Source organism: Burkholderia sp. CpTa8-5 (assembly GCF_017815045.1).
Lineage (GTDB): Bacteria > Pseudomonadota > Gammaproteobacteria > Burkholderiales > Burkholderiaceae > Burkholderia > Burkholderia sola.
Map to the genome: position 1 here is coordinate 17,959 of NZ_JAGIQD010000010.1, position 13,256 is coordinate 31,214.

A 13,256-nucleotide genomic window follows, 5' to 3' on the forward strand; every position below is an offset into this window, starting at 1 on the left:
AGGCGGGCAGGCCGTTCGCGCCCGCGCATCAACCGGAGGGACTCCGTCATGCGTCACCTGCGTCTTCCCCTGAGCCATGCTCACGCGCCGTCGGTCGGCGACGCGTCGTCGCCGCCCGGCGCGCCGCGCCGCGCGCGCGGCGGCGCGAGCTGGCTCGTGTCGCCGTCCGTCGCGGTGCTGCTGCTGTGGATGTCGATTCCGCTCGCGATGACGATCTGGTATTCGTTCTCGCGCTACAACCTGCTGAACCCGGACGTGAAGGGCTTCGCCGGGTTCGACAACTACCGCTTCCTCGCGACCGATCCGTCGTTCCTGCCGGCGATCTGGCACACGCTCGTGCTGATCGGTGCGGTGCTCGCGATCACCGTGATCGGCGGCGTGCTGATGGCCGTGCTGTTCGACCGCAAGTTCTACGGGCAGGGCGTCGCGCGCCTGCTCGCGATCGCGCCGTTCTTCGTGATGCCGACGGTTTCCGCGCTGATCTGGAAGAACATGATCCTGCATCCGGTGTACGGGCTCGTCGCGAACGCGATGCGCGCGCTCGGGATGACGCCGATCGACTGGTTCGCCGACTACCCGTTGACCGCGGTGATCTTCATCGTTGCATGGCAGTGGCTGCCGTTCGCGTTCCTGATCCTGTTCACCGCGATCCAGTCGCTCGACCAGGAGCAGAAGGAAGCCGCGCGCATCGACGGCGCCGGCCCGATCGCGATGTTCTTCTACATCACGCTGCCGCACCTGAAGCGCGCGATCGCCGTGGTCGTGATGATGGAGACGATCTTCCTGCTGTCGATCTTCGCGGAAATCTACACGACGACCGGCGGCGGCCCCGGCGACGCGACGACCAACCTGTCGTACCTGATCTATGCGCTCGGCCTGCAGCAGTTCGACGTCGGCCTCGCGTCCGCGGGCGGCATCATCGCCGTCGTGGTCGCGAACGTCGTGTCGTTCTTCCTGGTGCGGATGCTCGCGCGCAACCTGAAGGGGGAGTACGAAAAATGAGCGACCTGACCTTGGCGGGCCGGCGCACGCCGGCCGTGTTCGACCTCGTGCGGCGTGCGCTGCCCGGCACGCTCGCGTGGCTGATCGCGCTGTTGCTGTTCTTCCCGATCTTCTGGATGGCGATCACCGCGTTCAAGACCGAGCAGCAGGCGTACGCGTCGTCGCTGTTCTTCATCCCGACGCTCGACAGCTTTCGCGAGGTGTTCGCGCGCAGCAACTACTTCGGGTTCGCGTGGAATTCGATCCTGATCTCGGCCGGCGTCACCGTGATCTCGCTGCTGTTCGCGGTGCCGGCCGCGTACGCGATGGCGTTCTTCCCGAACCATCGCACGCAGAAGGTGCTGCTGTGGATGCTGTCGACGAAGATGATGCCGTCGGTCGGCGTGCTGGTGCCGATCTACCTGCTGTGGAAGAACGCGGGGCTGCTCGACACGGTATCGGGCCTCGTGATCGTCTACACGCTGATCAACCTGCCGATCGCGGTGTGGATGACCTTCACGTACTTCAACGAAATCCCGAAGGACATCCTGGAGGCCGGGCGGATCGATGGCGCATCGACGTGGCAGGAGATCGTCTACCTGCTGATGCCGATGGCGCTGCCGGGGCTCGCGTCCACCGCGCTGCTGCTCGTGATCCTGTCGTGGAACGAGGCGTTCTGGAGCATCAACCTGTCGAGCTCGAACGCCGCGCCGCTGACCGTATTCATCGCGTCGTACTCGAGCCCCGAAGGCTTGTTCTGGGCGAAGCTGTCCGCGGCGTCGCTGCTCGCGGTCGCGCCGATCCTGATCGTCGGCTGGCTGTCGCAGAAGCAGCTCGTGCGCGGGCTCACGTTCGGGGCGGTTAAATGAGCGATGCAAGCAAAGGTGCCGCTGGCAAACGTACGACCGGCCACGGCGTGAACGTGCTGATCTGCGATTGCGACGGCGTGCTGATCGACAGCGAGGCCGTGGCCGCCGACGTGATCGTGCGCGAACTCGATGCACGCTGGCCAGGGGTCGACGCACGGCCGGCCGTGATGCCGCTGCTCGGGCTGCGCATCGAGCGCGTACTGGCCGGCGCGAGCGACGCCGTGGGCCGCACGCTATCGGCCGGCGACGTCGACGCGATCCGCTGCGCGGTCGAGGCGGCGGCCGTGAATGCGCCGATGGTCGAAGGCATCGACGCGGCGCTGGCCGCGATCGACCTGACGACGGCCTGCGCGAGCAACAGCTACCGTACGTACGTCGAAGCGGCGCTCGCGCGCACGGGCCTCGCGCGCTTCTTCGGCGACCGGCTGTTCTGCGCGGATGCGGTCGCGCGGCCGAAGCCGGCGCCGGACGTGTATCTGGCAGCCGCACGCACGCTCGGCGCGGTGCCCGCGCAATGCCTCGTCGTCGAGGACAGCGTGACCGGCATCACCGCCGCGGCCGCGGCCGGCATGACGGTGCTCGGCTTCATCGGCGGCGGGCACGCATCGGCGGCCCAGATCGACGCGCTGCGCGGCATCGGCGCGCGTCACGTATTCGACGACATGCACGAGCTGCCCGGCTACGTCGCGCGCTGGCAGGCGACGGGCGAGGTGCTGCCGAACTAGCAATCAGGAACGAAGGCGCGCCGCTTTCAACGCGGCGCATCACGAACGAACGGAGACAGATCATGGCAAGCGTGCTCCTGCGCAACATCGCGAAGCGCTACGACGACACCGAAGTGCTGCGCAACGTGAACCTCGACATCGCCGACGGCGAATTCGTCGTGTTCGTCGGCCCGAGCGGCTGCGGCAAATCCACGCTGATGCGGATGATTGCCGGCCTCGAAGACATTTCGAACGGCGACCTGCTGATCGACGGCGCGAAGGTCAACGACGTGCCGAGCGCGAAGCGCGGCATCGCGATGGTGTTCCAGTCGTATGCGCTGTACCCGCACATGACGCTGTACGACAACATGGCGTTCGGCTTGAAGCTCGCCGGCGCGAAGAAGCCCGAGATCGACCAGGCGGTGAAGCAGGCCGCGAAAATCCTGCACATCGATCATCTGCTCGACCGCAAGCCGAAGCAGCTGTCGGGTGGCCAGCGGCAGCGCGTCGCGATCGGTCGCGCGATCACGCGCAAGCCGAAGGTGTTCCTGTTCGACGAGCCGCTGTCGAACCTCGACGCCGCGCTGCGCGTGAAGATGCGGCTGGAATTCGCGCGACTGCACGACGAGCTGAAGACGACGATGATCTACGTGACGCACGACCAGGTCGAGGCGATGACGCTCGCCGACAAGATCGTCGTGCTGTCGGGCGGCGCGGTGCAGCAGGTCGGCACGCCGAACGCGCTCTATCACGCGCCGGCGAACCAGTTCGTCGCGGGCTTCATCGGCTCGCCGAAGATGAACTTCCTGAAGGGCACGGTCGAATCGGCCGATGCGGGCGGCGTGCTCGTGCGCTTCGACAGCGGCGAGACGCAGCGTGTCGCGGTGGACGCGGCGGGGCTGCAACGTGGCGCGGCGGTGACCGTGGGCGTGCGGCCCGAGCATCTGCTGGTCGATGCGGCCGCCGCGGGCGTTGCCGCGCGCACGATGGCGGTCGAGTCGCTCGGTGATGCCGCATATCTGTATGCGGAATCGGCCGTCGCGCCGGACGGGCTGATCGCGCGGATTCCGCCGCTCGACACGTACCGCACCGGCGACGCGTTGCGCGTGCATGCGCAGGCGGAGCACTGTCACCTGTTCGACGAAAACGGGCAGGCGTTCCGGCGGCTGAGCGTGCACGCGAAGGCGGCGTGACGCGTCGGTGTTCGGCGGTTTGCGCGTCGATCGTGCGTCCCCCGCGGTAGCGCGAAGCAATGCCGGTACGGCCGAGCGCCGCGCAGGATCTATGGCAGCGTCAGGCCGCCTTCGCCGCGAGCGCGGCGCGCGCGCACGCTTCGTCGGTGACGAGCCCCGACAGCCAGCCGCCGCGCAGTGCGGCAATCACCGCGTCGTGTTTCTTCGGGCCGCCGGCGAACGCGATCGTCGGCAGCTTCGGCGGCGTGGCGAGCGCGACGCTGGTCACGCGCGCGCTCGTCGACACGGTGATCTGCGTGCCCTGCGCGTCGATCGGCACGCCGAGCAGCTCGGCCACCGCGCCGAGCGCGGTCATCTCGTCGCGCTCCTGTTCGGTGATGAAGCCGTCTTCGTAGAGCGGGCAGTGCGGGCCGATGTTGCCGATCCCGACGAACGCGACGTCGGCCTCGCCGGACAGCGCCTCGACGATCCGGTACAGCCGGTGGTTGCACCACTGCGCGCGTTCGGCGTCGCTGTCGGCGAACAGCGGCGCGGGCAGCAGGAAATGCTTGCTGCCGGTTTTCTCGGAGATGTACTGCGCGACGTCGTAGCGGTTCGACGAACCGTCGGCCGCGATCGCGCCGACCATCGACACGAGCCGGTGCTGCGGGCGGTCGATCTGCGCGATCTGCGCGACCGCGGCCTTCAGCGTCCGGCCGCTGCTGACCGCGATCACCATCGGTCGCGTCTCGTTCAGGTAGCGCTCCATCACCTGCGCGCCGGCGACCGCGAGCTTGCGGTCGATCGCGTCGGGCGCATCGGCGTCGACGGGCACGACTTCGCACATCGCGAGGCCGTAGCGTTTCGACAGCTGCGCGCCGAGGTCGAGGCAGTCGGCGAGCCGATGGTCGACGCGCACGCGGATCAGGTTCTTCTCGACCGCGAACGCGACGAGACGCTGCGCGACGGGGCGCGACACCTGCAGCTTTTCGGCGATTTCGTTCTGCGTGTCGCCCGCGACGTAATAGAGCCACGCGGCGCGCGTGGCGAGATCGAGTTTTTCTGAGGACTTGGACACGATAGCGATTCGGTTCGGATCGGGGGGCCGCCCCGCGGGCCGGCCGGCGGGCCGCATGACGGCATCCACTGTAACGCATGTCGCGCGGCTGGCCTGCGGCCGGCCGTGCGACATGCGCGCCTACGCGAGCCGCGCGCGCGACGGCTCGTACAGCGGCCGCACGTGACGGTACAGCGTGCGGAACGCATCGAGGCGTTCGCGCAGCCGCGCATGGCGAGCGGCATCCGGTGCGTATTCGGCGCGTACCGGCGGCTTGGTCAGCACCGTATGCGCGTCGCCGCCGACGGCCAGCCAACCGAGCCGCGCCGCGCCGAGCGCCGCGCCCGTTTCGCCGCCGCCGATCTGCTGCGTGCGCACGTTCAGCGCGTCCGCGATCAGTTGCGCCCAGAACGCGCTGCGCGCACCGCCGCCGATCAGCGACAGCTGGTCGGTTTCGACGCCGGCCGCGTGCAGCGCGTCGAGGCCGTCGGCGAGGCCGAGCGTCACGCCTTCGAGCACCGCGTAGCCCAAGTGCGCGCGCTCGGTCGCATGCGTCATCCCGAAGAACACGCCCTGCGCGTATGGATCGTTGTGCGGCGTGCGTTCGCCGGACAGGTAGGGCAGGAACAGCGGCGCCGCCGCGAGCGCGTCGGGATCGAGCGCCTCGACTTCGGCGAGCAGCGCGGGCTCGTCGGTGCCGGTCAGCTTGCAGACCCAGCGCAGGCAACTCGCGGCCGACAGCACGACGCTCATCAGTTGCCAGCGATCGGGAATCGCATGGCAGAACGCATGCACGGCCGACGCGGGATTCGGCATGAAGCGATCGCCGACCACGCTCAGCACGCCCGACGTGCCGAGCGACACGAAGCCGTCGCCCGCGTGGATCGCGCCGATGCCGAGCGCGCTCGTCGCGTTGTCGCCGCCGCCGCCCGCGACCAACACGGCCTCCGACAGCCCGAGCTCGCGTGCGACGTCCGCGCGCAGCGTGCCGGACGGCGCGTTGCCTTCGACGATGCGCGGCATCTGCTCGCGCGTCATCCCGCACGCGGCGAGCAGCGCATCGGACCAGTCGCGGCGCGCGACGTCGAGCCACAGCGTGCCGGCCGCGTCGGACGGATCGGACACTTTCGCGCCGGTCAGCCGGAACCGCAGGTAATCCTTCGGCATCAGCACGCACGCGGTGGCCGCGAACACGTCGGGTTCGTGCTTCGCGACCCACAGCAGCTTCGGCGCGGTGAAGCCGGGCATCGCGAGGTTGCCGGCCAGCGCGTGGAGGTCGGGCGCACGTTCGGTGAGCAGCGCGCATTCGTCGGCGCTGCGCATGTCGTTCCACAGGATCGCGGGGCGCAGCACGCGGTCGTCGCGGCCGAGCAGCACCGCGCCGTGCATCTGGCCCGACAGGCCGATGCCGCGCACCTGCGCGAACGCGTGGGGATGCCGTTCACGCAGCGCCGCGAGCGCGGCGAGCGTGCCTTGCCACCAGTCGTCCGGATGCTGTTCCGCCCAGCGCGGGTGCGGGCGCGACACGGTGAACGGCGAGCCCGCGGTGCCGACCACCGTGCCGTCCGGGGCCAGCAGCAGCACCTTCACTTCCGAGGTGCCGAGGTCGATGCCGAGATACATGAGCGATCCGTTCGGTCGGTGAGGAGCCGCTACTTTAGCCGTGCCGCACGGCCTGTGCCAAGCGGGTTCGCCCGGCTGCGCGGCCGGGCGCCGGCGCGCGCGTCGTCAACGCGCGGCGAGCCAGGCGTCGACGCGCGCGAGCCCGGCGCGCAACGCATCGAACAGCGCCGCGTTGCCGGCGAGCGAGCCCCACAGCGCGCGGTTGGCGCACAGCGCGACGACGGGGTCGTCGGCTTCGACGATCGCGCGTGCGCTGCTGTCGTCCATCACGCCGTCCTGGTACGCATAGGGCAGCGTGCCGCGCGCCCAGCGTTCGAGAAAGCGCAGGAACAGCGCGGGCAGCACGGCGGTGGCGACCGGCGCGGCGCCGCGCGCGAACGATTCGACGAGCGTCGGCGCGATGAAGCCGGGAATCTTCGAGAAGCCGTCGGCCGCGACGCGCTGGTTCGTGTCGAGCACGTACGGGTTGCCGAAGCGCTCCAGCACGACGTCGCGATAGCGCGCGAGATCGAGCGGGCTCGGCGTGAGGCACGGGATCACGTCCTGCGTCACGTAGCCGTGCGCGAAGCGGCGGATTGCCGCGTCGTGCGTGCCTTCATGGATGTAGGTGTAGCCCGCGAGCGTGCCGGCCCACGCGATGCAGCTGTGCGTCGCGTTAAGGATGCGGATCTTCGCTTCCTCGTACGGATGCACGTCGTCGACGAGTTCCGCGCCGGCCAGTTCCCAGCGCGGCCGGCCGGCCGCGAAGCGGTCCTCGATCACCCACTGGATGAACGATTCGCCCATCACCGGGCACGCGTCGTCGATGCCGGTGGCCGCCCGCACGCGCTCGCGCACGTCGGCGGTCGGGCGCGGCGTGATGCGGTCGACCATCGCGCTCGGCGTCGCGACGTGCGCATCGAACCACGCGAGCAGGCCGCCTTCGCCGCGCCGTTCGAGGAATTCGCGCATCCCCGCGCGAAAGCGTGCGCCGTTGTTGCGCAGGTTGTCGCAGCTCTGCAGCGTGAGTGGGCCCGCGCCGCGCTTCACACGTTCGGCGAGCAGCGCCGCGAGCGCGCCGTACAGCGTCGTGCGCGCGCCCTGCAGGTCGGCGGCGAGATCGGCGTTCGCGACGTCGAGCCGGTTGTGTTCGTCGAGGTAGTAACCGCCTTCGGTGACGGTGAACGACACGATCCGGCAGGCTGGATCGGCGCCCGCGTCGATCAGCGCGGCGAGGTCGATCGACCACGGCAGCACGCGCGTGATCGCACGGATCGTCTCGTACGCGCGCTCGCCTTGCGGCGTGACGGTTTCGAGCGTGTACGCGCCGTGCTGGGCGGCCAGCGCGTCCATCGTCGCGCGCATGTCGTCGCGGATGTTGCCGATGGTCAGCGACCAGCGTTCGTCGGCCGGCACGGCCGCGTTCACGCGATGCAGATACCACGCCTGGTGCGCGCGGTGAAACGAGCCCGCGCCGATGTGCAGCAGCACGGGCGCGTGGGCGGAGGACGATTCGCTCATCCGTGTCTCCTGTTCCTGGCTGTCTATCCTGTCGAATACGATCATTTGCTCTTTGTGTGAGCGAATGATCGTATTCGGGCGAGCGAAAGTCAAGGCGCGGACACGGCATTTCGATGGTGCGCTGCGGTGGCGTACGGGGCAGGGCGAGTGGGGCGGCGCCGGCGGAAAAGGCGTCAGCGCCCTTCGCGCGTGAGGGCGACGAGTTCGTCGAGCAGCTTGCCGGCCGGCCCCGGCAGGATCCCGTGGCGGCGCCGGAACGCGGTGAGCGTGCGCACCGCGACGACTTCGCGTACCGGCAGCGTGTCGATCGTGCCGGCGCGCCGTTCGGCGCCGACCATCGGCTCGGCCATCCAGCTGAGGAAGCCCGCATGCGCGACCAGGCTTTTCAGCGTGATGACCGAGCGCGTCTCGACCGCGATGTCGGGCAACGGCAGCCCGTGCGCGTCGAAGGTCGCGCGCATGTGGTCGAACGGCGCGGTGCCGCGCGGCGGAATCGCCCAGCGCGCGTGCAGCGTATCGGCGAGCGTCGGTGCGCGGCCGAGCGCGCGCAGCGGATGGTGCGGCGCCGCAACGATATGGCTGCGATCTTCCCAGCGGCATTCGGGAATCGCGACGATCTCGTCGGTATCGGGCCCGTGCGCGGACAGCGCGAGGTCGATCTCGTGCTTGATCAGCCCTTCCGCGAGCCGGTCCCACACGCCCTCGATGATTTCGACGCGCAGGTTCGGCCAGCGGTCGAGCACGCGGCCGACCGCGACCGGCAGCACGAGGCTCGCGATGCTGCCCACCGTGCCGACCTTGATCGTGCCCTTCGCGAACCCGCGCATCGCGTCCAGTTCCTCGCGCGCATGCTCGGCCTCGTGCTGCAGCAGCGTCGCGTGCGGCAGCAACGCTTCGCCGAACGCGGTGAGTTGCACGCCCTTCGAATGGCGTTCGAACAGCGGCGCGCCGACCTGCTCCTCGAGCCGCTTCAGGATCCGGCTCAGCGCCGGCTGCGTGACATGCAGCGCGTCGGCCGCACGGCCGAGGCTGCCGCACGCGACGATCGTCGTAAACGCGCGCAATTGTCGGAGATCGAAAGTCATGCGGGGACGTAATGGCTTTTCGCAGAAAATACAGTATCCGTGAATGGCTTGCGCTTCGATACTGTGGAAACCGCCAAGCCATCGAGGAGACGCCCGAGCATGTCCGGCACCCCGTCCCATTCCGCCGCATCGATCACCGTGCGCGACGCCGTGATCGATTTGCTCCGCCAGTTCGGCATCGACCGCGTGTTCGGCAATCCCGGCTCGACCGAGCTGCCGATGTTCCGCGACTTCCCCGACGATTTCCGCTACGTGCTCGGCCTGCACGAAGCCGTCGTGGTCGGCATGGCCGACGGCCATGCACAGGCCACCGGCAACGCGGCGGTCGTCAACCTGCATTCGGCGGCGGGCGTCGGCAACGCGATGGGCAATCTGTTCACAGCGTTCAAGAACCGCACGCCGCTGATCGTCACCGCGGGCCAGCAGGCGCGCGCGATTCTGCCGTTCGATCCGTTCCTTGGCGCGACGCAGGCCGCCGAGCTGCCGAAGCCGTACGTGAAATGGAGCATCGAGCCGGCGCGCGCGCAGGACGTGCCGGCCGCGATCGCGCGTGCGTACCGGATCGCGATGCAGGAGCCGCGCGGCCCCGTGTTCGTGTCGATCCCAGTCGACGACTGGGACCAGCCGGCCGAGTGGCTGCCGCGCCGTGACGTCAGCAGCGTCGTCCGGCCCGATCCGGACGCGCTCGCCCGGCTCGGCGACGCGCTCGACGCCGCGCGGCGCCCCGCGTTCGTGGTCGGCGCGGCCGTCGATCGCGCGGGCGCGTGGGACGACGTCGTGCGGCTCGCCGAGCGGCACCGTGCGCGCGTGTACGTCGCGCCGATGTCCGGGCGCTGCAGCTTTCCGGAGGACCATCCGCTGTTCGCCGGCTTCCTGAGCGCGATCCGCGAGAAGATCGTCGCGCGGCTCGACGGGCACGATCTCGTGTTCGCGTTCGGCGCGCCCGCGTTCACCTATCACATCGAGGGCTTCGGCCCGCACGTGCCGCCGGGCGCGACGCTCGTGCAGCTCGTCGACGATCCGGGCGTCGCCGCGTGGACGCCGTCGGGCGATGCGGTCGTCGGCAATTTGCGGCTCGCCGCGCGCGATCTGCTGGCGCGGCCCGCGCCGCCCGAGCGGCCGATGCCCGAGGCGCGCGCGCCGCGGGTGCGCGTCGATGCGCCCGCCGCCGGCGAGCGGATGTCGGTCGCGTTCGCGCTGCAGACGCTCGCCGACGTGCGCGACGCGCAGGACATCGTCGTCGAGGAGGCGCCGAGCGCGCGGCCGGTGATGCAGGAGCATCTGCCGTTCACGCGCAGCGGCACGTTCTACACGATGGACAGCGGCGGGCTCGGCTACGGGATGCCGGCCGCCGTCGGCGTCGCGCTCGCGCAGCCGGGCCGGCGCGTGATCGGGCTGATCGGCGACGGCTCGAGCCTGTATTCGATCCAGGCGCTGTGGAGCGCCGCGCAACTGAAACTGCCGATTACGTTCGTGATCCTGAACAACCGGCGTTACGCGGCGCTGCAGGATTTTGCGCCCGTGTTCGGCTTCGGCCCGAGCGACCCGGTGCAGGGCACCGATCTGCCCGACCTGGATTTCGTCGCGCTCGCGCAAGGGATGGGCTGCCGCGGCGTGCGCGTGACCGATGCCGCACGCCTGCGCGACACGCTGACCGACGCGTTGCGTGCGGCGACGCCGGTCGTCGTCGAAGTCGAGATTGCCTGACGCGCCGTGCGCGTCTTTCCGGAGATTCCATGCAAACCGTAGCGATGCTGATCGGCGGGGAACGCCGCCACTCGTCCAGCGGCGCGACCTTCGTGCGCCGCAACCCGCTCGACGGCGACATCGCGTCGGCCGCGCCCGCAGGCACCGTCGACGATGCGCGCGCGGCGGCCGATGCGGCTGCCCGTGCGTTTCCCGGCTGGGCCTCGCGCGGCCCCGGCGCGCGGCGCGCCTTGCTGCTGAAGGCGGCCGCCGCGCTCGAAGCGAAGCAAGAGCAGTTCGTCGCCGCGATGGCGGCTGAAACGGGCGCATCCGCGCTGTGGGCCGGCTTCAACGTGCAGCTCGCGGCGAGCGGGCTCGTCGAGGCCGCGTCGCTGACCACGCAGGTCGGCGGCGAGCTGATCCCGTCCGACGTGCCGGGCTCGCTTGCGATGGGCGTGCGGCAGCCGGCCGGCGTCGTGCTCGGCATCGCGCCGTGGAATGCGCCGGTGATTCTCGCGACGCGCGCGCTCGCGCTGCCGCTCGCCTGCGGCAACACGATCGTGCTGAAAGGCTCGGAGCTGTGCCCCGTCACGCACGGGCTGGTCGTCGAGGCGCTGCAGGAGGCCGGGCTGCCGCCGGGCGTCGTCAACTTCGTGACGAACGCGCCCGACGATGCGGGCGCCGTCGTCGACGCGCTGATCGCGCACCCGGCCGTGCGCCGCGTGAATTTCACCGGCTCGACGCGGGTCGGGCGGATCGTCGCCGAAGCGTGCGCGCGCCACCTGAAGCCGGCGGTGCTGGAGCTCGGCGGCAAGGCGCCGTTCGTCGTGCTCGACGATGCCGACCTCGACGCGGCGGTCGCCGCGGCCGCATTCGGCGCGTTCGCGAATTCCGGGCAGATCTGCATGTCGACCGAGCGCATCGTCGTCGACGCGTCGATCGCCGATGCGTTCGTCGCGAAGCTCGCCGCCAAGGCCGCGTCGCTGCCGCTCGGCGACCCGCGCCACGGGCCGGTCGTCCTTGGTTCGCTGATCGACACCAAGGCGGTCGAGCGCTGCAACGCGCTGATCGACGATGCGCTCGCGCACGGCGCGACGCTGCGGTGCGGCGGCAAGGCGGACAGCACGCTGTTTCCGGCGACGCTGCTCGACCACGTGACGCCGGCGATGCGCGTCTATGCGGAAGAATCGTTCGGCCCGGTGAAGGGCATCGTGCGCGTCGACGGCGAGGAGGCCGCGATCCGCTGCGCGAACGACAACGCGTTCGGGCTGGCGTCGGCCGTGTTCAGCCGCGACGTCGCGCGGGCGCTGCGCGTCGCGGCGCGCATCGAATCGGGCCTCTGTCACGTGAACGGCCCGACCGTGCACGACGAGGCGCAGATGCCGTTCGGCGGCGTGAAGGACAGCGGCTTCGGCCACTTCGGCGGCAACGCCGGCATCGCGGCGTTCACCGACCTGCGCTGGATCACCGTACAGACGGCCCCGCGCCACTACCCATTCTGACGAGGCGGCCGACGATGAGAATCGCGATTCTGGGAGCGGGCGCGATGGGCTCGCTGTTCGGCGGGCGGCTCGCCGAAAGCGGCGAAGCCGTCACGCTGATCGACGTGAACGATGCGCATCTCGATGCAATCCGTCGCGACGGGCTGCGCATCGACGACGATCGCGGCGAACGGCGCATTCGCACGCTGCAGGCCGTGCGACCGGAAGCCGCGAATGCGGCCGCGGCCGGCGCGCCCGACACACCGTTCGACCTGCTGATCGTTTTCACGAAATCGCTGCACACGCGCGCGGCGCTCGATGGCGTGCGCGCGCTGCTGACGTCGGACACGTTCGTGCTGACGCTGCAGAACGGGCTCGGCAACGTCGAGACGCTGAATGCGTTCGTGCCGCTGGAGCGCATCCTGGTCGGCGTGACGACGTGGCCGGCCGATGCGGCCGGGCCCGCGCACGTGCGCTCGCACGGCGCCGGCACGATCCGCATGATGACGGCCGACGGCGCGGCGCGCCCGTTCGCGGCGGCGGTGGCCGACGCGCTGTCGCGCGCGGGGCTCGCGTGCACGCTCGACGCCGACGTATGGGCCGCGATCTGGGAGAAGGTCGCGTTCAACGCGGCGCTCAACACGCTGTGCGCGGCGACGGGCTGCACCGTCGACCAGCTCGGCCATCATCACGACGGGCCGCGGCTCGCGCTCGCGATCGCGGCGGAGACGGCCGCCGTCGCGCGCGCGAAGGGCATCGCGGTCGATGGCGAGCGCATCGCGCGCAACGTCGAGCATGCGATCCGCGACCATCTCGGCCATCGCCCGTCGATGCTGCAGGACGTGCTTGCGGGGCGCCGCACCGAAATCGATGCGATCAGCGGCAAGGTCGTCGCGGCCGCACGCGAAACCGGCGTCGCGGTGCCGCATGCGGAGACGCTGCTCGCGCTGGTCCGGTTGATCGACGCGCGGACGAACTGAGCAACAGGCCGGCGGCCGGCCGGCGCCGCATGACGATACGGATGCCGTGCGCGCGAAGCAACGGCGCTGGATCTTGAAGGATGGGACGAGACACCGGTGCCGATCGATGAGCGCCGGT

The 13,256-nt window shown here is 70.3% G+C and carries 11 protein-coding genes; 7 read left to right on the forward strand and 4 right to left on the reverse strand.

The features are described from left to right. The first annotated feature begins 48 nt into the window (after positions 1-48). From J8I35_RS16935 to ugpC, 4 genes are all read left to right on the forward strand, one after another. Positions 49-1,002: a sugar ABC transporter permease gene (locus J8I35_RS16935; protein WP_209926289.1), complete on the forward strand. Its 954-nt coding sequence runs from the start codon at positions 49-51 to the stop codon at positions 1,000-1,002. Next, complete coding sequence (locus J8I35_RS16940) at positions 999-1,850, forward strand: carbohydrate ABC transporter permease (RefSeq protein ID WP_050016995.1); 852 nt, start codon at positions 999-1,001, stop codon at positions 1,848-1,850. Before J8I35_RS16935 ends, J8I35_RS16940 begins: the two co-directional genes overlap by 4 nt. Continuing rightward, positions 1,847-2,575 carry an HAD family phosphatase gene (locus J8I35_RS16945; protein WP_124595545.1) on the forward strand — a complete coding sequence of 243 codons (729 nt, stop codon included), beginning with the start codon at positions 1,847-1,849 and terminating at the stop codon, positions 2,573-2,575. Before J8I35_RS16940 ends, J8I35_RS16945 begins: the two co-directional genes overlap by 4 nt. Positions 2,576-2,637: 62 nt before the next feature. Continuing rightward, positions 2,638-3,747: a sn-glycerol-3-phosphate ABC transporter ATP-binding protein UgpC gene (gene ugpC, locus J8I35_RS16950; RefSeq protein WP_124557316.1), complete on the forward strand. Its 1,110-nt coding sequence runs from the start codon at positions 2,638-2,640 to the stop codon at positions 3,745-3,747. Positions 3,748-3,847: 100 nt separating this feature from the next. Here ugpC and J8I35_RS16955 read toward each other — a convergent pair whose 3' ends face one another. From J8I35_RS16955 to J8I35_RS16970, 4 genes are all read right to left on the reverse strand, one after another. After that, complete coding sequence (locus J8I35_RS16955) at positions 3,848-4,861, reverse strand: sugar-binding transcriptional regulator (RefSeq protein ID WP_011546075.1); 1,014 nt, start codon at positions 4,859-4,861, stop codon at positions 3,848-3,850. Positions 4,862-4,924: 63 nt separating this feature from the next. Further along, the gene (gene xylB / locus J8I35_RS16960) at positions 4,925-6,406 is read right to left on the reverse strand and encodes a xylulokinase (RefSeq protein WP_175977455.1); all 1,482 of its coding nucleotides are present in this window, start codon (positions 6,404-6,406) and stop codon (positions 4,925-4,927) included. Positions 6,407-6,511: 105 nt separating this feature from the next. After that, positions 6,512-7,906 carry a D-arabinitol 4-dehydrogenase gene (gene dalD / locus J8I35_RS16965; protein WP_209926290.1) on the reverse strand — a complete coding sequence of 465 codons (1,395 nt, stop codon included), beginning with the start codon at positions 7,904-7,906 and terminating at the stop codon, positions 6,512-6,514. A gap of 173 nt (positions 7,907-8,079) precedes the next feature. Further along, entirely contained in the window at positions 8,080-8,991 is a 912-nt protein-coding gene (locus J8I35_RS16970; RefSeq protein WP_050017005.1) for a LysR family transcriptional regulator, read from the reverse strand. Positions 8,992-9,090: 99 nt separating this feature from the next. Between J8I35_RS16970 and mdlC the strand changes: the two genes are divergently transcribed. The 3 genes from mdlC to J8I35_RS16985 are packed head-to-tail and all read left to right on the forward strand — an operon-like array spanning position 9,091 to position 13,138. After that, complete coding sequence (gene mdlC / locus J8I35_RS16975) at positions 9,091-10,698, forward strand: benzoylformate decarboxylase (RefSeq protein WP_209926291.1); 1,608 nt, start codon at positions 9,091-9,093, stop codon at positions 10,696-10,698. Between the two features lie 29 nt (positions 10,699-10,727). Next, positions 10,728-12,179 (forward strand): aldehyde dehydrogenase family protein, encoded by a 1,452-nt coding sequence (locus J8I35_RS16980; protein ID WP_050017009.1) that lies wholly within the window; start codon positions 10,728-10,730, stop codon positions 12,177-12,179. Positions 12,180-12,193: 14 nt separating this feature from the next. Continuing rightward, on the forward strand, positions 12,194-13,138 hold the full coding sequence (locus tag J8I35_RS16985) for a 2-dehydropantoate 2-reductase (RefSeq protein ID WP_124595539.1): 945 nt from the start codon (positions 12,194-12,196) through the stop codon (positions 13,136-13,138). Positions 13,139-13,256: the final 118 nt, after the last annotated feature.